Origin of the sequence: Bacillus sp. Xin1, assembly GCF_013314535.1 — a bacterium.
GTDB lineage: Bacteria > Bacillota > Bacilli > Bacillales > Bacillaceae_G > Bacillus_A.
In genome coordinates this window covers 52,174-74,630 of record NZ_JABUAE010000020.1, presented here as the reverse complement: position 1 = coordinate 74,630, position 22,457 = coordinate 52,174, and the positions used below count along the sequence as shown (strand labels likewise).

Here is a 22,457-nt window from a genome sequence, read left to right as displayed (position 1 = left end):
TTTTAGACGGATTTCGTTCGTCTAAAACGTTTTTTTATTTCCTCCTTTTTTTATTCTCTAAAGTTTTATATGATAAAAAATAGCAAACTCAAAGAGAAACGTCCTTTTCTTGCTGCTTCGTATGTTTCAATAACATAAAAGATAAACAAGCAGAACATAAAATGAGAAAAGCAGCAATGATATATATTGTCCGGACACCAAACATATCGGTAATAATACCGACGCTTAGCATAGAAATCCCTGAAACAGTCGAAGTAAGTGTGCCATGAGCTGTATACATTTTTGATAATAGAGATGGTGGTACACTTGATTGTAAAACGGTTGTTTGGGAAATATCTCTAATTTGATAAGCAGGTCCCATTAGAAGGCAAAGAAACAGTGCAATAAAGCCGTTGCTTGTTATGCCATATAAGAAAGTGAGTACGCTAAATAGAAGTGATCCGACAGCCATTGAGCGTATCAAGTTATTTTGAATATATGTACTCATTTGCCAGGCTAGTAATCCGCCAATTAATGTTCCGATATAGTAGCTTGTATTAATATATCCCCACCATTCTTCTCCTTTATGAAGAGCAGTTGTTACATAAGCCATCGTAATGCCCCCAATCCAAATCGTTCCAGCAAACGTTTCAATTAAGTCCATATATGTAACTGTACGGAGAGATGGATGTTGGAATAATAGCTTCCAACCCTCTATTAAAGTAGCAGATTTAGAAGCTAACTTTTCTGTTGTTTGTTCAACTTGTATAGTGCGCAATGAAATGTATAATGCAATACATCCCAAAATCATTAATATGTTGTTTATCATAAGTGTAGAAGTAGCTCCAATGAAAAGGACAACTAAACTAGTGAACGAATAAGCAGCTGCTTGAACAATTTGTGTTGAAAAGGAAAAGACACTATTTACTTTTACTAACTTTTCTTGGGGTGCTAGGCGCGGAATAACAGCGTATAATAAAGGAGAACTCCATCCACTGCATAATGAAACAAGAATAATAAACGTAAGAAGAATAGCAATGTTAGATGATAACAAAGGGAATAACATGGTTAAAAGAATTAAAAGGAAAGTCTTAATCCCTTGTAATGTAAAAAGTAATGAATAAGAAGGGAAACGGTTCATTAAAAGTGGTGCAGATGTACTTGCAATAAGACTCGCGATAACTCCCAATAATGGAAAAAGGGCAGTGATGGTAGCTGATTTTGTTGTCATATAAATATGAGTAGTAAGAATCATTACGTAAATAACATCAGCGAGAGTGATGAACATTTTAGAAATCCAATAAAAGGATAATGATTGCCGAGGCAATATGGATACCTCCATCTTATAAATAATTGTTTTTTCTATATTCATCTTAATGTGTGAAATGATTTTTTGAAAGAATTTTATTTTTTGTAACTTTTATACAGGGATTTTCATGTATAATAAAGAATATATTAATATACTATTTTATTAATACTCATTACAACAGTGGATATGTATAGTAGCTTCGGTTAAAACGTCTCATCTTAATTAGGGGGACGTGATAAACAATTCTTTTTTTTCATATACATATAGAAAATAAAAAAGAAAGTGAGGGTTGCATATGGCTGGATGGGTAATTTGGTTTATTATAGCTGGTATTTTATTTATTGCAGAAATGTTATCGATTACCTTTTACATGTTATGGCTTGGAATTGGAGCGGTTGTCGGAGGTCTAATTGCAATATTTGCCCCAGAAGCGCTATTCTTACAAGTTATTGTAGGGGCAATTGTAAGTTTAACATTGACTTTCTTTACGAAACGAATCTCTAAAAATTTTCGAGAGGCAAAAGGGTTTACCGATACTGTCGATAAACTTGCTGGTAAAAAAGGAATTATCATGCAAGCGATTACAAGTGAAGAAAATGGAATTGTGAAAGTGGATGGAGATACTTGGACTGCTATTTCAGATGTCCCCATTTCCGCTGGAGAAAAAGTCATTGTTATAAAGAGGAGCAGTACAGTTTTACATGTAAAAAAGGAGAGTGAATCATAATGGTAGGATTAACATTAACGATTATTTTTGCATTAATTGTTGTTGTATTTGTAGCTTTAACAATTAAAATCATTTCGCAGCAAAAGGTGGCAGTTATTGAAAGGTTTGGTAAATTCCAACGCATCATGCATCCGGGGTTAAATATTTTAATTCCTATTGTAGATCGCGTTCGTGTATACCATGATTTACGTATTCAACAAACGAATGTGCCACCGCAAAAAGTTATTACGAAAGATAATGTACAAGTGGAAATTGATACGATTATTTTCTATCAAATCGTGGAACCAGAACTTGCGACATACGGTATTTCAAATTATGAATATGGTGTTCGTAATATTACATCTGCAACAATGCGTCAAATTATCGGTAAGATGGAACTGGATGAAACGTTATCAGGGCGTGAAAAGATTTCAACAGAAATTCGTTTAGCACTTGATGAAGCGACAGAAAAATGGGGCGTTCGTATTGAACGTGTAGAAGTTGTTGATATTAATCCGCCAAAAGATGTGCAAGCATCCATGGAAAAACAAATGAAAGCAGAGCGTAATAAGCGTGCGATTATTCTAGAAGCAGAAGCTGCAAAACAAGATAAAGTCCTTCGAGCTGAAGGGGAAAAACAAAGTAAAATATTAATGGCTGAAGGGGATAAAGAAGCGCGTATTCGCGAGGCAGAAGGTATACGAGAAGCCAAAGAACTAGAAGCACAAGGGGAAGCAAGAGCGATTGAAACGATTGCGAAAGCAGAACAAAATCGTATTGAATTAATACGTGCAGCGGATTTAGATGAACGAGTTCTTGCTTATAAATCTTTCGAATCATTAGTTGAGGTTGCAAAAGGACCTGCGAATAAGGTCTTCATTCCATCAAATGCAATTGAAACACTTGGTACACTTGGTGCAATTGGCGAAATTTTTAAAGAAAAACAAGCGAAGAAATTGCCTTCTTCTGATACACCGAAAGAACAATAACAACGAGAAAGAGAAATGGGCTGCCATTTCTCTTTTTTAATTAGGGGGGAATCATGTGGAACAGATTTTGAAAATCTTGAAGATTTGTATAGCGACTGCATTTGTTTTGATTTGGTGCTTCGTCATGAAAGATATCATTTTCAATACATACTTAAACTATTCTGTTTGGTTACATTGGCTATATATTATTTGTTTTTCATTAAGTTCTATTAGCGCATATAGGACGAATAAGAAGATGTTTGCGCTAGTATTTCTTTTAGCAGTTGTATTAAATGTAACAAGTTTATTGAAAATGTATATTATATAAGGCCTGTACATAACCATGTATAAAGAGGGTGATACATTGAAAAAGTATGCAACTCGTATACATGGAAAGAAATTTTTATTTTTAATCTTATCATATGTATTTGTAGTGATAGTAGCGGCGTCTATTGTGACATCACTTTTACATACAATGAAATCTTATTATGCAAATCAGTGGTTTGGTAAAGTTTCAATGCAAGGTTTTGTTCAAATGTTGGAGAGTGAAAATCATTATTTTGCATTTGATTATTTTAAAGTAAATAAACGAGAATCAGTTGGGAATTTGTTATTTTCTATTGCAACAGATCTTAAAATACAAGATTTAAGAACGTTCGTTGGGAAAGAAGTGCCGGGAATGTCAAAGTACTATTCTAATATTATCGTAGCTGGAGAAGGAACGGATTATACAAATATTCCAAACGAATCCAGTGTCCCAATTGAAGAGGTAACAAAAGAACGTGAAGTGGCAAAAGATAAAGTCACAGAAGCAGATAAAAAGAATCCTGTACAAAAAAATAAAAGCAATGCAAAAGGTGAGAGCGCCGTATATATTTATCACACGCATAGTTGGGAATCTTTCTATCCGTTGTTACCTGGAGCGGAAAATCCATCAAGTCCGGATGTAAATGTCTCGCTTTTGGGAGAGCGTCTAAAAGAACAGTTGGAAGGACAGGGAATACCGGTTCTTCATGATAAAACAAACATGGGGGACTTATTAGCGAATAAGAAATGGAAATGGTATCAAGCGTATACCGCATCTCATGGATATGTGAAAGAAGCGTTGGGACAAAATGATAAAATTATGTTTCCAATTGATATTCATAGGGATGATCGGCGAAAGAATGTTACGACAAAAGTGATTAATGGAAAATCTTATGCGAGACTGTATTTTATTATTGGGATGGAAAATAAAGGGCGTTCTCATAATGAGAAGATTGCAAGAGCGATAAATTCATATTTAGATGAAAACTATTACGGATTAAGTAGAGGGATTTTCCCGAAATATAAAAAAGATGGAAATGGTGTTTATAATCAGGATTTATCAAAAAATGCCATGCTCATTGAAGTAGGTGGTGTTGATAATACGTTGGAAGAGCTATATAACACAATTGATGTTTTGACAGAGGCGTTTAGTAAATATTATTGGGATGCAGAGAAGGTGAATGGATGATGTAAGAGGGACAGGGAACTGTCCTTATTTATATGTCCCTTAAAAATTTTACCGGAATTTCATAATGTGAAATAAGGCAGTCATTTCGAGTAGAGATTGTTTTATAATGATTAAAAATTCTGTCAATTAAAGAGATTGACTAGAATTTCTAAACTTATTTGTATAATAAACTTCAAAATGTATATATTGGAGGGGTAAAAATGGCGATTCGAACAGGGGCTCAGTATATCGAAGGATTAAAGGCGAGAAATCCTGAAATTTGGATTGGTGGAAGACGAGTAACGGATGTTGTAAATGAAGATGTTTTTCGGGAACCGATTTTACAAATTGCTAAATTATATGATATGCAACACGATCCAGAGTATCAGGACAAAATTACCCATATATGTGAAGAGACAGGAGAACTGGTTTCCAATGCCTTTTTAGTGCCGAAAAATTATGAGGATTTAAAAGCGCGCCGGGAATTGTTTGAAGTATGGGCAAAAGCTACGTATGGTTTAATGGGTAGAACACCAGACTTTTTAAATGTTACAGTCACTTCAATGGCGAGTAATGCATGGTTTTTTGAAAAATTTGATTCTTCGTGGGGGACCAATATAAAAAATTATTATAAGCACATACGTGATCAAGATTTGTTTTTAACACATGCGATTATCAATCCACAAAATGATCGAAGTAAAGCTTCACATCAGCAAGAAGATGCAACGATGCATTTAGGTGTGGTGAAAGAAACGGAGGAAGGAATGTATGTAAGTGGCGCGAAAATGCTAGCAACACTTGCTCCGATTACAGATGAAGTAATCATTTATTCCTATCCAAGTTTTAAACCAGGTGATGAGCGTCATGCAATCTCTTTTGCAGTATCGATTGATGCACCAGGATTAAGGATTCTTTGTCGCGAGCCAATGCAAGATGGTAAACGTTCTTTATTTGACCATCCACTGGCTTCAAGGTTTGAAGAAATGGATGCATTACTTGTTTTTCATAATGTATTCATCCCTTGGGATAAAGTATTCATTTATCAAAGTGTAGAAGCTGGAAATCAACTGTATCCGAAAACAGGAATTGGGCATCAACCTGCGCACCAATCAGGAGTAAGGGGCCTGGTAAAACTTTCCTTTGCAGCGGAAGTAGCTATAAAGCTAGCAGACTCAATCGGAGTAGATGGTTTCTTAAACGTACAAAATCAGTTAGCGGAACTTATGCAAGATGTAGAAACAATTCGAGCGCTCTTACAAGTGGCAGAATATGAATATGAAACGAATGCATATGGTGAAGCTGTTCCTGCGAGATTACCACTTGATACAATACGTAGCTTATTACCTAAAATGTATCCGCGAGCTATTGAAATTATTCAAACCATTGGTGCTGGTGGGCTGTTAATGTCACCAACAGGTGCCGATTTTATGAATCCAGAGATTCAAGACGATATGCATAAATATTATATTGGGCGTGAAGGGGTATCTTCTGAGGAACGGGTTCACTTATTTAAATTAGCTTGGGATTTATGTGGTGAAGCTTTTGGACAACGTTTATTACAATATGAGCGTTATTATTCTGGCGACCCAGTTCGAAAAATGGGGATGTTTTATAATGCGTATAAAAAACAACAATCTCTCTCCCTTGTGAATAATGCTTTGCAAACAAGTTCGTCTGAAAGTGCATTAAGTTAACTATATAATGATTACGCTTACAATTTTAAGTGAAAAAGGAAGGAGCAACAACTAGATAACAAGAATTTTACTGTTAGGATGTAAATCTTCTTATATGTTTAGCAATATATGAACCTGAAAATATATAACTGGAATAGGGGAGGTAAGTTGTTTGATCGCTTCTATCAGTAAAATTTGTAAAATTCTAAATTGTTTCACGAGTGATGAGCCGGTATTAGGAAACTCTGAAATTGCAGCGAAATTAAATATGAATCCGAGTACAGTTCATCATCTTGTTCGTACATTATGTGAAGAAGGAATGCTTATTCGAGATGTGCAAAGAAAATACCGATTGGGTTGGAAATTGTTAGAGTGGGGCAATCAAGTGATGTTCCAACAAGAGATTTATAGTGGGGCAATTCCAATTGTAGAGGAACTTGTGAAGAAATTTAATGGAACAGTGCATATTGGTATGTTTGACCGTGGAGACGTTGTATTTATTTTGAAAGTTTCATCAAAGGATTCCGTTCAAATATCAACTCATGTTGGAGCAAGAAAACCTGCATATTGCACAAGTACAGGAAAAGTTCTTCTTTCATTTAATCCTTCTTCTTTAGAGTATACTCCAGAAAATGGACTTTTGCCCAGGGCGCCAAATACGATTACTTGTATGAAGAGATTTCAAGAGGAGTTACAGACAATTCGTAAGCAAGGTTATTCCATAAGTGATAATGAAAATGAACATGGATTGTATGGTATTGCAGCTCCTATTCGTTCTTATACAGGGAGAACCATTGCTGCTCTTAATATTGTTGGTCCCATCTCGTATATGCAAGGAAGCAATCGCCAAGTCATGATTCGGAGTGTAATGAATACGGCAAACTTGATTTCAAAGGAATTCGGTTATTTGGATATTTGATTCCTATTGTAAAAAAGAGGTGAAAATCATTTATATACATGGTCATTGCATACCTGAATTAACAAAATCAATTATCTCGATCGGTGCTTTTGATGGTGTGCATAAAGGGCATCAGACTGTTATTAGAAACGCGGTGGAGAAAGCAAAAAATCTACAGATTACAAATGTCGTGTATACATTTGATCCACCACCACGTTCTTATTTTCAGGGAGCACAGGTGTTAACACCAATTGATGAGAAGTTAAATAGATTTCAGAAGCTCGGTGTTGAACATGTAATTGTTATTCGTTTTGATGAAGTGTATGTGACAAGAAGTGCTAGTCATTTTATCCAAGAATTACAAAGGTTATGCCCTGTTGAAATTTGTGTTGGTGAAGATTTTCGGTTTGGAAAAAATCGTGAAGGAGATATCGAGCTCCTGATGAAATACTTTGCTGTTTCTATCGTCGAAGAGGTTTGTTGTGAAGAAGGTGAACGGATTTCATCAACGAGGATTCGAAATCACTTATTTCAAGGGGAATTACAAAGGTCTCAATCCTTGTTAGGATGGCCTCTTAAAACAATATAAATGGGATGAATTATAAGGAGGAAAGAACATGTCAAAAACATTACAATCTTTTAATTTATTAAAATGGATTGATGAAAATAAAGAGTTATTAAAACCACCGGTGAATAACAAGGTGATTTGGCAAGATTCAGAGTTTATTGCCATGATTTTAGGGGGACCAAATAGAAGACGTGATTTCCACGTGGATCCTTCAGATGAATTCTTTTATCAAATAAAAGGGGAATGTTATGTGGAATGTATTACGGAAGAAGGAAAACGTGAAGTCGTTACAGTGAAAGAAGGTGACGTGTTTATGTTGCCGGCTATGGTGCCACATTCACCGCACCGCGTTGCAGACACATATGGATTAGTAATTGAAAGGAAGCGTAATCAAGGAGAACTTGAGGATTTTGTTTGGTTCTGTGATGAGTGTAATCATGAGATGCATCGCGTACGAGTTCAATTAAGCGATATTGAAAAACAAGTGAAAGAAGCAATTCATAGCTTTAATTCAAATAAGGAAATTCGTGCATGTAAAAACTGTGGACATATTATGCCAGAAGAGGTGGAGGAATGGAAGTGCGAATAGATTTTCATACACATATTATTCCTGAAACATTTCCAGATTTTGAAGAGAAGTTTGGTGGTGGTCGGTGGCCGATATTAAACCGAACTTGTACATGTGGTGCGGCCATTATGGTTGGAGGGAAGAATTTTCGTGATGTGACAGACCAAGTATGGTGTCCAGAGAAAAGAATTGAAGATATGAATCGAGAAGGTGTTGATATACAAGTATTATCACCGATCCCTGTTACATTTTCTTATTGGGCAAAACCAGAAGAAGCTGAAGCAATGGCGCGTATTCAAAATGATTTTATTGCGGAAACAGTCTCAGCATATCCAGATCGTTTCGTTGGATTAGGGACAGTGCCGATGCAAGATGGGGAAACTGCAGTTCGTGAGATGGAGCGATGCATAAAGGAATTAAAGTTACATGGAATCGAAATTGGAACGAATGTAAATGGGAAAAATTTGGATGACCCTTCATTTATTGAATTTTTCCGAATGGCTGAAAAATGGCAGGTTCCAATTTTTATTCACCCATGGGAAACGCTAGGGCGAGATAGAATGCCACATCATAATTTTATGTATACAGTTGGAATGCCAAGTGAAACAGCTCTTGCAGCAGCTACACTTATCTGGAGCGGCATGATGGAAAAGTTTCCAGGATTAAAGATTTGTTTTGCTCATGGTGGCGGTTCTTTTCCATATATTTTGCCGCGATTAGATCAAGGATGGCAAGTATGGCCGCATCTAAGATTAACTACATATCCTCCTAGCCATTACGCAAAGAAATTTTATTTCGATTCTTTAAACTATGATCCTATCAATCTTAAATATATGATTGAACGATTTGGGCATGAAAAGATTTTTATGGGATCGGATTATCCATTTTTACTACGGGAAATTCATCCAGGTAAAGTAATTGACGAGACGCTTGAGTTATCGGGGGAACAAAAGGAAGCGATGCTTGGTGGAAATGCCGCGAGCTTCTTAAACATTGATATGAAAAAAAGAGGTGTAGTATATGCAGAAAGTACAAACACCAGAGAGTAAATTAAGCGAAATGGGACTCACGCTACCAGCTATTCGTCCAGCGGTGGGGAATTATGTTGGATGTGTAAGAGTTGGGAATTTATTGTTTACTGCTGGACAAGGTGTTGATGAGTACCACGGGAAATTAGGTAAGGATATATCAATAGAAGATGGATATAAGGCGGCAAGACAGTCGATGTTGAACTTATTAAGTGTCGTAAAGAATGAACTAGGTGATTTAAATAAGGTGAAACGAGTTGTGAAGTTGCTTGGTTTTGTAAACAGTACGGAAGGTTTTATTGATCAACCAAAAGTGATAAACGGGGCATCTGATTTATTGGTAGATGTTTTTGGTGAAAAGGGAAAGCATGCTCGTTCCGCTGTTGGAATGGCTCAATTACCGAACAATACAACAATTGAAATCGAGATGGTTTTAGAAATCGAAGAGTAGGAGGCAAGAAAATGAATAAAGAACTATTAGCTGAAAAAATAAAAGTAAAAGATGCGAAGTTATTTATTGATGGTCAATATGTCGATGCGATGTCCGGCGAAACGTTTGATACATTCAATCCATCAACAAATAGGAAGCTTGCCTCTGTTGCGCAAGCAAATGAAGAGGATGCTAAGCGAGCGATAGACGCGGCAGGACGCACATTTACAAGTGGTATTTGGAGTAAAATGCCTGTGGAAGAACGCTCGGCTATTTTATGCAAAATGTCAGATTTGATTATGGAAAAGGTAGATGAATTAGCGTATATAGAGACACTTGATGTTGGAAAACCAATAAAAGAAAGCCGTGGATTTGATATTCCGCGTTCTGCCCATAATTTTCGTTTCTTTGCTGAGATGGCAAAGTATATGGTGCATGAACATTATGATAAACATAACTTTATGTCGTATGCAAAATATGCACCAGCAGGAGTAACAAGCTTAATTATTCCTTGGAATTTACCATTTATGCAGATGACATGGAAGGCGTCAGCTGCGCTAGCCGCTGGTAATACAGTAGTTGTGAAACCAGCATCTTACACGCCGTTAAGTGCGGTTATACTTGGTGAAATTGCAAATGAGGCCGGGCTACCTCCAGGTGTACTCAATATTATTACTGGACCAGGAAGTACGGTAGGAACGAAAATGACGACGCATCCCTCTGTAAGACGTATTTCATTTGTAGGAGAAAGTAATACAGGGAAAACGATTATGCGGAATGCCTCAGAAAACTTAATACCAGTGTCGTTAGAATTAGGCGGAAAATCAGCAAATATTGTATTTGAAGATGCTGACTTAGATGAAGCGGTACAAGGATCAATTGAAGCAATTTACCGAAATCAAGGAGAAATTTGCTTAGCTGGTTCTAGGTTGCTTGTGCAAGAAGGCATCTATGAACAATTTCTAGAGAAGTTTATAGCAGCGGTGAAAAAGATAAAAGTAGGAGATCCTCTCGATGAAGATACAGATATGGGAGCACTGGTTTCAAAATCACATTTAGAAACAGTTGAACAATACGTACAAATAGGTCTTTCAGAAGGAGCGAAATTAGCTCACGGCGGAAAAAGAATCGAAAGTTTAGCACAAGGGAATTTCTATGAACCAACTGTACTATATGATGTTGATAATTGTATGCGTGTAGCTCAAGAAGAGATTTTTGGTCCAGTTTTAGTTGTTATACCATTTAAGACAGAAGAAGATGCAATTCGTATCGCAAATGATTCTATTTATGGTTTAGCAGGAGTTGTTTGGACAAATGATCTTAGAAGAGCACAGCGAGTTGTTTCGCAAATTGATTCGGGACTATTATGGATTAATTGTTGGTATGTACGAGATTTACGTACTCCATTTGGTGGTTCCAAGGCAAGTGGTATTGGCCGAGAAGGTGGACGCCATAGTTTTGAATTTTATACAGAAGCAAAGACAGTTACGATGAAATTATAAAGTGAAACTTCCATCAGCGGAATGGTATTTCCGCTGATGGGTTCTAAATATAGATTCTAAAAATGGGGTGAGATACATGCAAGTGTTAATAAAGGAATTAGCAGATGAATTATTGCAGGCAGAACAAACGTGTAGACCGATTTCTCCTTTTACGGAAAGGTATCCAAATCTATCTGTTTCAGATTCGTATAACATTCAACTCGAAGTAGTTGGAAAAAAGTTAAAACAAGGACGCACAGTGATTGGGAAGAAAGTCGGGCTTACGAGTGATGCAATGCAGCAAATGCTTGGAGTGGATGAACCGGATTACGGACATTTGCTAGATGATATGAAAGTAGAAAGTGGAAGTGTAATCGCTGTAGATTCGTTTGTATCTCCAAAAGTAGAAGCGGAAATTGGATTTATTTTAGCAGAAGATTTGAGTGGCCCGAATATTACATATGTAGATGTGTTAATGGCAACGAAATATATTGTACCTACACTTGAAATTATTGATAGTCGTATTGCAGATTGGAAGATTAAGCTTGCCGATACAGTAGCAGATAATGGCTCTTCTGCGAGAGTAGTTGCTGGTGATAAGTTTTCTAATGTGTCTGAAGTAGATTTGCGTACAGCTGGAATGACGCTCTATAAAAATAATAGTTTAATTGCTACTGGAGCAGGGGCGGCAGCATTAGGGCATCCTGCGCAAGCAGTTGCTTGGCTAGCGAATAAACTGAGCGAATTTCAAATTTCATTGAAGGCTGGGGAATTAATTTTGCCGGGTGCACTATCGGGTGCCGTTTCGGTTCAATGTAATGATGAAGTTCAAGCTGATTTCGGATCTCTCGGTTCTGTTTCTATTAAATTTGTATAACTGTATCATTGTGTGAAACGGAGGGGATATATGTGGGGAAAGTGAAGGCGGCTATTATAGGTTCTGGAAATATCGGTACGGATTTAATGTATAAATTAAGAAAAAGTGAAGGTATTGAAATGACTGCCATGATAGGGATAGATTCTGAATCAGAAGGATTAAGGCGGGCGAAAGAAGAAGGATGTGAGATTTTTGATAATGGTATACAAGCGATCATTGAGAATCCTAGCATAGCGGATATTATATTTGATGCTACTTCAGCTAAAGCACATATTTATCATGCGGAAGTTTTAAGAGAGTTAGGAAAACTAGTGATAGATTTGACACCAGCGGCATGTGGCCCATTTGTTTGTCCAGCCATACAGGATGGGACTCATCTAGAAACGCGGAACGTCAATATGATTACATGTGGTGGACAAGCAACGATTCCGATTGTTCATGCTATTAACGAAGTGGCGGACGTTACGTATGCGGAGATAGTTGCTACGATTTCTAGTTTAAGTGCAGGTCCAGGTACACGAGCAAATATTGATGAGTTTACGATTACGACAAGGCGTGGGATTGAAGAAGTTGGGGGAGCGGACTACGGAAAAGCGCTTATTATATTAAATCCTGCTGATCCTCCGATTTTAATGAGGGACACTGTATATTGTGAAGTCAAACATATGGATGAATTATTGATAGGGCAAGCGATTTATAAGATGGTTGAAGAAGTTAAGTCATATGTCCCAGGGTATTCTTTAAAACAAGAGCCAATGTTTGATGGGAACCGTGTAACTGTATTTTTAGAGGTAGAAGGAGCCGGGGATTATTTTCCTTCTTACGCAGGTAATTTAGATATTATGACGGCAGCCGCATTAAAAGTTGGTGAAGAATTTGCATCCCGAATAATGGAAGAGCAGAAGCGAGGTGTGCTGAATGAAACGAAATAGTGATATGCCAATTAAAATAACGGAAGTTTGTTTGCGTGATGGAAGTCATGTAATGAGGCACCAATTTACTGAGGAACAAGTTAGGTCTGTAGCTGGTTCGTTAGATAAGGCTGGTATGCATTATATTGAAGTCAGTCATGGAGATGGATTAGGTGGTTCTACGCTGCAATATGGAAGATCGTTAGTAGATGAAATGAAACTCATTGAAGCGGCAGTGGAAGAATGTAAACAGGCAAAGGTAGCTGTCTTACTAATTCCTGGTATTGGTACTATCCATGAATTAAAACAAGCAGAAAGCGTTGGAGCAAGGCTTGTTCGTGTAGCAACTCATGTAACGGAAGCGGATGTTTCTGCACAACATATTCATTTTGCTCGGGAGTTAGGTATGGAAGTGTGTGGCTTTTTAATGATGGCGCATTCGGCACCAGTTGAGAAATTAGTAGAACAAGCAAGGCTTATGGAAAGCTATGGAGCACAAGCTGTTTATGTAACAGATTCAGCTGGCGCTTTATTACCGCATGAAGTAAGAGAACGAATTCATGCACTGCGCCAATCTTTAAATATTGAAATTGGCTTTCATGGTCATAATAATCTTTCTGTTGCAGTAGCAAATACAATTGCTGCAATTGAAGAAGGAGCAACTCGTATTGATGGAAGTGTTCGCTGTCTTGGAGCTGGAGCTGGGAATGCACAAACAGAGGTATTGTTAGCTGTACTGGATCGCATGGGGTATAAGCCAGATATAGATTTATATAAAATGATGGACTTGGCAGAAGATATTGTTGCTCCGCTGTTGCCAGGACCACAAGAAATCCAAAAAGGTAGTCTTGTCATGGGATATGCCGGTGTCTATTCAAGCTTTTTACTACATGCCGAGAGAGCTGCTCGTAAATTTGGTGTAGATGCTCGTGATATTTTAATAGAACTTGGCAGACGAAAAGTAGTTGGTGGGCAAGAAGATATGATTTTAGATGTAGCAGCTGAATTAGTGAAGATAAAAACGGGGGTGTAAAATATGGCTTTAGTTAAAGGCGCAGATTCAGAGATTATTGAATATTTACTTCGGGCAGAGAGAGAACGAAAAGAAGTGGTAAAGGTAACGGATCAGCATCCGGATTTAACAGTGGAAGATGCTTACATATTACAAAAACGATTAATCGAACAAAAGATAAAAGAGGGATCCAAACGAGTTGGTGTAAAGCTTGGGTTAACGAGTAAAGCAAAACAACAAATGATGGGGATTGAAGAAGCGATTTACGGTTATTTATTACATGATATGTTAGCGTTTGAATGGGAACCAGTGCAGTATGAAACATTGATTCATCCAAAAGTAGAACCAGAGATTGCTTTTTTAATGGGAGAGGATTTACAAGGCACTAACGTTACAGCGGATGACGTATTAAAGGCAACGAAATATATTACACCAGCTTTGGAAATTATTGATAGTCGTTATTTGAATTTTAAATTTACGTTGCCTGATGTAATCGCGGATAATTGTTCATCTTCAAAGTTTTTATTGGGGAGTAAATGGATGGATGCTAAGGAAATAGACTTAGCTAATATTGGAATGGTTATGTCGAAAAACGGTAAAGTGGCTACAACTGGAACAGGAGCAGCTGTGCTTGGGCATCCAGCGACTGCAATTGCTTGGGCGGTAAATAAGCTTGGATTACAAAATGAAGGATTGAAAAAAGGGGATATTGTACTAAGCGGGGCGTTATCTGAAGCAATTGTTTTTAAAACTGGTGACGCTATTTTTGCGCAGTTTGAAGGTTTAGGTAGCGTATCAATGTTTTGTGAATAGATAGTAAAGTGAGAGATGAGTATGCCAATTGTACAAATTCAAGTTATTGAAGGTAGAAAGCAGCAGCAGATTCAAAATCTCATTTCGAATGTTACAGATGCAGTTGCAAAGAGTTTAGATGTGGATGCTGAGCGTGTACGTGTACTAGTAAATGAGATTCCGGGTTCCCATTGGGGTGTTGGAGGAAAGGCGAAAGGTAGTGTGGAAGAAAAATAGTGTTTGTGAATAAAAGCAATTCTTTATGATAAATGAAGAATTGCTTTTTTATTTTGATATGATAGAAAATTATATTTACAATCGTATTAGTATAAAGAAATTTGTTAATGGGAGAGAAGAGATAATATGTATAAAGTTGTCTTTTTTGATGTTGATGGCACTTTATTAAGTGAAATTGATAGAAGTATGCATGCAAGTACGAAAGAAGCTATACGGAGAGTGATTGATAAAGGTATTAAAGTAGTAGTTACAACAGGAAGACCTTACAATTTATGCTTAGAATTTAAAGAGTTAGGTGTTGAAACGTTTATTTCTACGAATGGTGCACATATAAAATGTAATGATACAGTTATACATAAATCAGTGCTTTCGAGAGAAATAGTTCATGATATCACAACTTTTGTTGAGTTAAATGGTCATGGTGTTTCTTATTTTACAGAGGAATTTACAATGAATGGCATGGCTTCTAATGATGAACGGGTAATGAAAGCATTAATAGAGACTTAACAGCAACTTTAAGTTGATGTAATGTAGCTTGAACAAATATTGTAATTCCCTCCACATCCGTATATAATGGTGTCTTAGGAGTATTATATCATACTCAAAATTCCGAAAATTCTAGTAGTTTGACTAGAAAAATGAAAAGTATTATATTGTAAAAGGTCATATAAAACGAGAATAGAATGGAAAGCAATTATTGAGTTAGGAGTTTAGACCGATGAGTTTGAGATATGGAAGAGATACAATTGTTGAAGTGAATTTAGATGCTGTAAAATATAATGTGAGAGAATTTAAAAAACATGTGAATGATAAAAATATTGCAATGATGGCGGCTGTAAAAGCAAATGCGTATGGACATGGGGCGGTTGAGGTTGCAAAAGCAGCAATTGAAGCGGGAGTGAATCAACTTGCTGTTGCTTTTGTAGATGAAGGTATTGAACTGCGTGAAGCAGGAATATCTGTGCCGATATTGATTTTAGGGTATACACCAGTAGATGCTGCTAAAGATGCCATTAAGTATGATATTATGATGACGGTATATAGAATAGAAGATTTAAAAGGTATCAATGAAATTGCTAAGGAAATGGAAAAGAACGCACATATTCAAGTGAAAATTGATACAGGAATGAGCCGTATTGGTTTGCAGGAAGAAGAAGTAACACCATTTTTGGAAGAACTAAAAAATATGAAGCATATAAAAGTGGAAGGTGTGTTTACACATTATTCTACAGCTGATGAAATAGATAAAACATACACAAATATGCAAACGAATTTATTTGAGAAAGCTGTTACTACAGCAAAAGAAATGGGGATTCATCTACCATATATCCACAGTTCCAACAGCGCTGGATCAATGGAGCTTAACAATCCATTTCAAAATATGGTCCGCGTTGGAATCGGGATTTACGGCATGTATCCTTCGAAAGAAGTAGATCGTACTGTTATATCATTGCAGCCGGCATTGTCGTTAAAGTCAAGAGTAGCACATATTAAGCATGCGAAAAAAAATCGTGGTGTGAGCTACGGGAATACGTATGTAACAACAGGTGAAGAGTGGATTGCCACTGTACCGATTGGGTATGCAGATGGATATAATCGTCAATTGTCTAATAAAGGATATGCGTTAATTAATGGAGTTCGTGTGCCAGTTCTTGGTCGCGTTTGTATGGACCAGTTAATGTTAGATGTTACAAACGCAATGCCTGTACATGTAGGAGATGAAGTAGTGTTCTACGGTAAACAAGGTGAGGAAGAAATTCCTGTAGAAGAAATCGCCGATATGTTAGGGACAATTAACTATGAAGTGACTTGTATGTTAGATCGAAGAATTCCGCGCGTATATAAAGAAAATGATGAAACGACTGCTGTTGTGAATATATTAAGAAAAAATAATTGAGGAAAGAGCTGAATCATTTTACGTCGATTCAGCTTTTTTGTTGCTATTAAATCAATGTTTAGCTGTTTTTTTTCGCTTCTTAATAATATCGACGTATAAGTCTGATGGGGAATCGACGCCATCATTTCGTTTGCAAATATGAGCTGAATTCATAATATGATGAATTTTAGTCATTGATAATCCTTTCTTTTTTTCGAATCTGCATATCGTAATCTCCTTAAGAGTATTTTAGAAAAAGGCAGGGTGTTGTAACCATTCCTCTAAGTCCACATTTCCTTGAACGGATAATAATCGATATAAATATCGGTACGGTGCTCTGCATTGTACTAAATTAGGGATAGGCATAATTGTCTCGTAACCTTTCCGGAAAGCGTTAGCCTCCTTTTCTGTAAATATATATTCTAATCCGATAAAATCAAGTTCTCTTGGTGCAACCACGTAAGCCTCAGTATCTACTAATCCAGTAATCTCTATACCATCTGTTAAAAATTGAGTTGGGTCCATATTAATTAAAATAAGAGTCGTTTCTTTTGGTGCCGGTAGCGCATAAAGTTGTGATTGAAAAACTTCGAATGAGTCATTTATTTTAGAATGATTAGAGTAAAACATAGTTACAAGTTGTTTACTTACGTCTGTTATATGTTGGTGAAATTTATGAAGCGGAATTTGAAAAGTTCCAGACGGATTCCCGATATAAGTAGTTTTATACTGGTGGATTTGTGCTAATCCTTTTCCAAGACAATATAATATAGAGTCGGGTTGTCCAATAAATGATTCGAGTACTTGACCATCTAACTTCTTAACGACGACATATTCTCGCTCTAACCTATGTTTTCGTAATACTGTTGGAATCGGTAGCGTTGTATACTGTTGCAGTTGTTTATGTATCGTTTCTAGCGTATGCACATTTCTTGGATCAATTCCAAATAGGTGTTTACATCCCCACCAAAAATCATTGTTTGGCTCAGTTTTCATCTTAGAAGATCGAACGATGACTTCTTCTGTTTCTGTTTTTACCAGCCAGACGTCACTTGCATGATTTTCATAACCTGGGTGTAATGTGTCTACAGATAAGATAGGAGAGTCGAATAACTTTTGTAGCATAAAAAAACTCCTTTTTTCTAAAGGTTCGATAAAATGATTATATATGATTTAAAAATAGAATATATAAAAATTCCCAAAAAAGTGTCAGATTTGTGTAAATATAGCCGTTTCTTTGTAAAAATAGAGAATTTTCGGTATGATAATACTAAGAAAATATATTTGTTTTGGGGGTAATCAATGAAAAAAATATTTGAATATGTGTTATTAACAATTGGATCGATTATTGTAGCTGGCTCATTGGAGTTGATTTTGGCACCCAATGGACTAGTAGACGGTGGGGTAACAGCTATCTCTATTATGGCAAATAAAGTTGCTGGATTGCCGCTGTACGGTGTGTTTTTAGGACTTAACATTCCTATTTTATTATTTACTGCAAAAGTAATGGGGAAAAAATTCTTTATTCGTACGTCTTATGCAAATGTTGTAACAACTCTCGGATTAATTTATTTGAAGCCATTTCCAGCGATTACAACGTCTGAATTACTAATTGTATTGTATGGAGGAGTATTATTTGGAATTGGTGTTGGGATTGTTGTAAAGATGGGCGGTGCAATTGACGGGTCAGAAATGTTAGCGGTCTGGATGAACAAACATTTTAAAGTGCCGATTAGTACATTTTTACTTGCTGTAAATGCTGTTATTTTTGTATTTGTCGCTATTTTGTTTTCAATTGAGCAAGCGATGTTCTCACTCGCAATTTTCTACATTGTTACGAAAATGATAGATTTCATATTAGATGGCATTAATCAAGGCAAGAGTGTCATGATTATTTCGAGTAAAAATAAAGAAATTGGTGAACTTCTTATGAAGGAGTTACAACTTTCTGTTACGTATCTACATGGAGAAGGTGGTTTTTTAGGAGAGCACCAGAGAATTATCTATTGTATTACAAACCGTTTTATTTATCCAAAGATGAAAGATCTCGTTCTCTCTGTAGATTCAAGTGCCATAATTGAAGCTTCTTATTCAACCGAAACAACTGGTGTGAAACGCCCAGGGATGTCATCGCGTTCAGGGCAACCATCAAATGATTAGACATAAAAAAGCTGCTCCTTGCAATTATTTTTGCGAGGAGCAGCTTTTTTTAGTAAACCAAGCTTCTTTTAATAATGTTACAACAGTTTCGATTGCATCGATTGGTATCCCTCCAAAGCCTAGTAATACATAAGCTTCTTTTTGTAAGTTGTTTATTGAATCGTATATGGATAGAGGGTAAAGTTTTACATGTTTTTCAGCAGCTGATTGAATGAGTTCTCGTTCGCTCATACCGTTATGAACATGGAGCACAATGTGAAGCCCAGATTGATCTCCAAGTATATCGACATTTGTGCCCATTTGGTTCATAAGTGATTTCACTAATCTATGATGCTTTTTCTTATATAATGTACGAACGCGGTTTAAGTGCCGATCCCAATTTCCTTTTTGAATAAAGTTAGCAAGAGCAAGCTGTTGTATTTTTGAAACAGTTTGTTTAAAAATACCCCCTAAGTTTTTATAAACTTCCAAAAGATGATTAGGAAGAACGATATAACCCATTCTTAAGGAAGGTAAAAATGACTTTGAAAAAGTTCCCATGTAAATCACACGTTCATTTGTATCAAGTCCTTGCAGTGAGGGGATGGGTTTTCCGACGTAGCGGAATTCTCCGTCATAATCGTCTTCAATAATATAGCCTGAGCGATTATTAGCCCATTTTAATAACTCAAGTCGTCTCGATAAAGGCATAATCATACCATATGGGAATTGATGAGAAGGGGTAACGTAAGCAACGTTCGCATTGCAATTATTAAGAGATGAAATGTTCATTCCATTCTCATCTAATGGAACCGGGTGAATAGGAAGGCCACAGCTTTCAATAATAGCTTTTACGCGGTGAAAACCAGGATTTTCTATGGCGTATGATTTTTGCTTTCCAAGTAATTGAATTAGTAGCCAAAGAAGGGGCTGGGTACCAGCGCCAATAATAACTTGGTTAGGTGTGCAGTGAACCCCGCGAGCGTGATACAAATATTTTGCAATGTGAGTGCGGAGTATTTGTTCTCCTTGTGGGTCTTCTTTTGTAAATAAGTCGTTTTCATATTGGAGTAAACATTCTTGTAGCACTCTTTTCCAATTTGAGAGTGGAAAGGCTGATTGATCGATATTTCCCTGGCTACAATCAAAATAGAGCGTGTTTTTTTGTGCTTTTTCAACTTGACAAGATGGAGCTTGTTGATTATTTGAAATAACATCTACATCAACTTCAACTTCAACAACAAATATACCGCGCTTTGGTTTACTCTCCACATAGCCTTCTGCGGACAACTGCTGATAAGCTGATTCGACTGTAATGCGACTAATACCAAGTTGTAGTGCTAAATTTCGGTGAGAAGGGAGACGTGTTCCGGCAGGGAGCGTTCCCTTTAAGATTTCTTGTTTCATGTAATTATAAATTTGTATATACATAGGTGTTTGACTTTCTAATTGCAGTGGAATGATTAAATCCATTGTATAGGTTCTCCTTTAAAACTGGCCTTATAAAAAAGAATTAAACTGTCACTTAAGAGAAGGGCAGTCTTTATTTATATTAATGATATAACATTTAGAAAATTTTATAAATAGTTAGGAGAGATTACTGATGAATGTTAAGGAAATAAAAACAGAAGAACAACTAGATGAGGTATTACCCGTTTTGCAACAATTACGAACTGTACTTACAAAAGAGGAAGTCCAATCTTTATTTCGTCAGATGAAAGAAGAAAATTACCAACTGTTTTCTTTATGTAATGAAGATAGTGAAGCAGTTAGCCTTGCTGGTGTAGCAGTCTGTACGAACTTTTATAACAAGAAACACGTTTTTGTATATGATCTTGTAACAGCAGAGGCGCATCGGTCGAAAGGGTATGGTGAAGAATTACTATCATATATAGAAAAATGGGGAAAAGAACAGGGTTGTACTTGTATTACTCTGACATCAGCTTTTTCGCGTATAGATGCTCACCGTTTTTATGAGAGAGAAGGTTATGATAAGGTAAGCTATTCTTTTCATAAAGAGTTATAATAGAGAAGGAAATAGTAGATTCTAAATGTAATAAGATATAGAATCTACTATTTTTTTGTTATAGCAGAAATAATTTGTAAAAAAGGTACGGTAAGGTATTTTGTCGAATAGTTTTTATGAAATGATAACGGAATAATTAAATATGTAGAAAGTTGTAAATGATAGAAGGGGCGTCTATAGTGGATAAAATTAAAAAAATATCTATTCCAAATGAGGGAAGAGTTATTGTTATTTCTGATATTCATGGAGAATTAGAACTTTTAAAAAAATTATTAAGCAAAGTTAATTTTAGTCTAGAGGATTATTTAATCATTAATGGTGATCTTTGTGAAAAAGGAAGCAATAGTATAGGTGTTGTAAACTATGTTAGGGAACTTGAAGCTCATAATCCAAACGTACATGTTATTGAAGGGAATTGTGAAGCCTTAGTTGATGCTCTCTTAAATGAAAATCCTGGGTTAATAAACTATTTATGTACGAGAAAGCATTCTATATTTAATGAATGGCTTGATCAATTAGGCTTTCATATTAACGAAGAGACGGATATTCGTGAGGTAAAAGATATATTAACGAGTCATTTTTCAATAGAAATAAAGTGGCTTACAGAATTGCCGACTGTTATTGAAACAGATGACTATATTTTTGTACACGCAGGACTTGAAGATATAGAAGATTGGAAGAAGACCGAACGGAAAAATGCGATTGCAATGCCGGAGTTTTTTACTAAATCACATCGTGCAAATAAGTATGTAATAGTTGGGCATTGGCCTGTTGTCAATTATTCTGAAGAGGCACCATCTAATAATCCAGTTATTGATGAAAATAAGAAAATAATTGCGATTGATGGCGGTAATACGATTAAAGAAGCGGGTCAATTAAATGCATTTATTATTCATAGATCAATTTCTAAAGATGTGTTTTCATATGCATATGTAGATCATTTTCCGCAATATGAAATATTAGCAGATTTTGATGCAGAACTAATGATGCAAGGCGGAGTCACGTATCCGTATTATCATATTGTACCAGTTGAAACAAATGGTGATTTTACAATATGTAAACAACTAGAAACAAAGAAACGCTTATATGTTAAAAATGAATATATAAAGCAAAATGAAGCAGCAAATTATACTGTTAAAACGGATATTTCTTGTGCGCAAATCAGTGTAAGGAAAGGTGATATTGTTTCGCTTATTGATGATAGCTGTACGGGATATGATTTAATTAAAAAAGATGGTGTGGAAGGCTGGATAGAGAAGGGACTTCTTCTTAAAGTGAAAGAGAAGGAATTAAAAGTATATAGATAAAAAATAGGAAGGAAAATATCCTCCTATTTTTTATTTTGTAGACTTTGAGAGCGCATTCGTATTTCATCTAATTTGTTGCGAAGTTCATCTTCTAAATTAAAATCAAAAAAGTTAGCCAACTTACATAAATAAGCTAGACAATCAGCAAGCTTTTTACCAAGATTTTCACGAATTTCTTCCTTCGCCTGAGCATATGTT

Annotated in this window: 23 protein-coding genes and 1 pseudogene; 21 read left to right on the top strand and 3 right to left on the bottom strand. The window is 36.1% G+C overall.

The window, feature by feature from the left end; all coding sequences use genetic code 11:
• Positions 1-88: 88 nt before the first annotated feature.
• A complete protein-coding gene (locus HRG09_RS17425) occupies positions 89-1,306 on the bottom strand; it encodes an MFS transporter (protein ID WP_174102160.1) in 1,218 nt (405 codons plus the stop codon).
• A gap of 277 nt (positions 1,307-1,583) precedes the next feature.
• On the opposite strand from HRG09_RS17425, the gene HRG09_RS17420 reads away from it, so the two are divergent.
• From HRG09_RS17420 to alr, 18 genes and pseudogenes are all read left to right on the top strand, one after another.
• Positions 1,584-2,015, top strand: a complete 432-nt coding sequence (locus HRG09_RS17420) for an NfeD family protein (RefSeq protein ID WP_174102159.1) — start codon at positions 1,584-1,586, stop codon at positions 2,013-2,015.
• Positions 2,015-2,983: an SPFH domain-containing protein gene (locus HRG09_RS17415; RefSeq protein ID WP_174102158.1), complete on the top strand. Its 969-nt coding sequence runs from the start codon at positions 2,015-2,017 to the stop codon at positions 2,981-2,983. Before HRG09_RS17420 ends, HRG09_RS17415 begins: the two co-directional genes overlap by 1 nt.
• A 55-nt stretch (positions 2,984-3,038) precedes the next feature.
• Complete coding sequence (locus HRG09_RS17410; protein WP_174102157.1) at positions 3,039-3,290, top strand: hypothetical protein; 252 nt, start codon at positions 3,039-3,041, stop codon at positions 3,288-3,290.
• A gap of 15 nt (positions 3,291-3,305) precedes the next feature.
• Entirely contained in the window at positions 3,306-4,457 is a 1,152-nt protein-coding gene (gene spoIIP, locus HRG09_RS17405; RefSeq protein WP_174102156.1) for a stage II sporulation protein P, read from the top strand.
• Positions 4,458-4,657: 200 nt separating this feature from the next.
• Positions 4,658-6,130 carry a 4-hydroxyphenylacetate 3-hydroxylase family protein gene (locus HRG09_RS17400; RefSeq protein ID WP_174102155.1) on the top strand — a complete coding sequence of 491 codons (1,473 nt, stop codon included), beginning with the start codon at positions 4,658-4,660 and terminating at the stop codon, positions 6,128-6,130.
• A 151-nt stretch (positions 6,131-6,281) separates the two neighbouring features.
• On the top strand, positions 6,282-7,028 hold the full coding sequence (locus tag HRG09_RS17395) for an IclR family transcriptional regulator (RefSeq protein WP_174102154.1): 747 nt from the start codon (positions 6,282-6,284) through the stop codon (positions 7,026-7,028).
• Positions 7,029-7,047: 19 nt separating this feature from the next.
• Complete coding sequence (locus tag HRG09_RS17390; RefSeq protein ID WP_174102153.1) at positions 7,048-7,596, top strand: FAD synthetase family protein; 549 nt, start codon at positions 7,048-7,050, stop codon at positions 7,594-7,596.
• Between the two features lie 28 nt (positions 7,597-7,624).
• A complete protein-coding gene (nbaC, locus tag HRG09_RS17385; RefSeq protein ID WP_174102152.1) occupies positions 7,625-8,164 on the top strand; it encodes a 3-hydroxyanthranilate 3,4-dioxygenase in 540 nt (179 codons plus the stop codon).
• Entirely contained in the window at positions 8,149-9,192 is a 1,044-nt protein-coding gene (locus tag HRG09_RS17380) for an amidohydrolase family protein (RefSeq protein ID WP_174102151.1), read from the top strand. Before nbaC ends, HRG09_RS17380 begins: the two co-directional genes overlap by 16 nt.
• On the top strand, positions 9,164-9,622 hold the full coding sequence (locus HRG09_RS17375) for a RidA family protein (protein WP_174102150.1): 459 nt from the start codon (positions 9,164-9,166) through the stop codon (positions 9,620-9,622). The genes HRG09_RS17380 and HRG09_RS17375 overlap by 29 nt, the downstream gene beginning before the upstream one ends.
• A gap of 11 nt (positions 9,623-9,633) precedes the next feature.
• Positions 9,634-11,103 (top strand): aldehyde dehydrogenase, encoded by a 1,470-nt coding sequence (locus HRG09_RS17370; RefSeq protein WP_174102149.1) that lies wholly within the window; start codon positions 9,634-9,636, stop codon positions 11,101-11,103.
• Positions 11,104-11,179: 76 nt separating this feature from the next.
• Positions 11,180-11,959 carry a 2-keto-4-pentenoate hydratase gene (locus HRG09_RS17365; RefSeq protein WP_174102148.1) on the top strand — a complete coding sequence of 260 codons (780 nt, stop codon included), beginning with the start codon at positions 11,180-11,182 and terminating at the stop codon, positions 11,957-11,959.
• 32 nt (positions 11,960-11,991) lie between these two features.
• Positions 11,992-12,891, top strand: coding sequence for an acetaldehyde dehydrogenase (acetylating) (locus tag HRG09_RS17360; protein ID WP_174102147.1), 900 nt, complete (start codon positions 11,992-11,994; stop codon positions 12,889-12,891).
• Entirely contained in the window at positions 12,878-13,903 is a 1,026-nt protein-coding gene (gene dmpG / locus HRG09_RS17355) for a 4-hydroxy-2-oxovalerate aldolase (protein WP_174102146.1), read from the top strand. The genes HRG09_RS17360 and dmpG overlap by 14 nt, the downstream gene beginning before the upstream one ends.
• Before the next feature lie 3 nt (positions 13,904-13,906).
• Positions 13,907-14,695: a 2-keto-4-pentenoate hydratase gene (locus HRG09_RS17350; RefSeq protein WP_174102145.1), complete on the top strand. Its 789-nt coding sequence runs from the start codon at positions 13,907-13,909 to the stop codon at positions 14,693-14,695.
• Positions 14,696-14,716: 21 nt separating this feature from the next.
• Positions 14,717-14,911 (top strand): 4-oxalocrotonate tautomerase, encoded by a 195-nt coding sequence (locus HRG09_RS17345; protein ID WP_098492498.1) that lies wholly within the window; start codon positions 14,717-14,719, stop codon positions 14,909-14,911.
• 126 nt (positions 14,912-15,037) lie between these two features.
• Positions 15,038-15,415, top strand: a pseudogene (locus HRG09_RS17340) (HAD hydrolase family protein); the annotation flags it as partial.
• Between the two features lie 214 nt (positions 15,416-15,629).
• On the top strand, positions 15,630-16,808 hold the full coding sequence (gene alr / locus HRG09_RS17335) for an alanine racemase (RefSeq protein WP_174102144.1): 1,179 nt from the start codon (positions 15,630-15,632) through the stop codon (positions 16,806-16,808).
• A gap of 228 nt (positions 16,809-17,036) precedes the next feature.
• Here the strand turns inward: alr and HRG09_RS17330 are convergent, their stop codons facing one another.
• Entirely contained in the window at positions 17,037-17,912 is an 876-nt protein-coding gene (locus tag HRG09_RS17330; protein WP_174102143.1) for a protein kinase family protein, read from the bottom strand.
• Between the two features lie 177 nt (positions 17,913-18,089).
• On the opposite strand from HRG09_RS17330, the gene HRG09_RS17325 reads away from it, so the two are divergent.
• On the top strand, positions 18,090-18,947 hold the full coding sequence (locus HRG09_RS17325) for a YitT family protein (protein WP_174102142.1): 858 nt from the start codon (positions 18,090-18,092) through the stop codon (positions 18,945-18,947).
• 24 nt (positions 18,948-18,971) lie between these two features.
• Here the strand turns inward: HRG09_RS17325 and pdxR are convergent, their stop codons facing one another.
• Positions 18,972-20,399 (bottom strand): MocR-like pyridoxine biosynthesis transcription factor PdxR, encoded by a 1,428-nt coding sequence (gene pdxR / locus HRG09_RS17320; RefSeq protein ID WP_174102141.1) that lies wholly within the window; start codon positions 20,397-20,399, stop codon positions 18,972-18,974.
• A gap of 130 nt (positions 20,400-20,529) precedes the next feature.
• Here pdxR and HRG09_RS17315 point away from each other — a divergent pair, with 130 nt between their 5' ends.
• Both HRG09_RS17315 and HRG09_RS17310 read left to right on the top strand, forming a co-directional pair.
• Complete coding sequence (locus HRG09_RS17315) at positions 20,530-20,952, top strand: GNAT family N-acetyltransferase (RefSeq protein ID WP_174102140.1); 423 nt, start codon at positions 20,530-20,532, stop codon at positions 20,950-20,952.
• A 179-nt stretch (positions 20,953-21,131) separates the two neighbouring features.
• Complete coding sequence (locus HRG09_RS17310) at positions 21,132-22,259, top strand: metallophosphoesterase (RefSeq protein ID WP_174102139.1); 1,128 nt, start codon at positions 21,132-21,134, stop codon at positions 22,257-22,259.
• Positions 22,260-22,457: the final 198 nt, after the last annotated feature.